We start from the raw sequence: 244 nt of genomic DNA on the forward strand, positions 1-244 counted from the left end.
CGCCTGCGCACGCTTTACGCCCAGTAATTCCGATTAACGCTTGCACCCTACGTATTACCGCGGCTGCTGGCACGTAGTTAGCCGGTGCTTATTCTTCAGGTACCGTCATGAGCCGCGGATATTAGCCACAGCCTTTTCTTCCCTGACAAAAGAGCTTTACAACCCGAAGGCCTTCTTCACTCACGCGGCATTGCTGGATCAGGGTTGCCCCCATTGTCCAAAATTCCCCACTGCTGCCTCCCGT

Annotated in this window: 1 rRNA gene; it reads right to left on the reverse strand. The window is 54.9% G+C overall.

From position 1 onward, the window contains the following. Positions 1-244: ribosomal RNA gene (locus GTP45_RS27900) — 16S ribosomal RNA — on the reverse strand; the annotation flags it as partial.

Origin of the sequence: Duganella rivi (assembly GCF_009857435.1) — a bacterium.
Taxonomy (GTDB): domain Bacteria; phylum Pseudomonadota; class Gammaproteobacteria; order Burkholderiales; family Burkholderiaceae_D; genus Rugamonas; species Rugamonas rivi.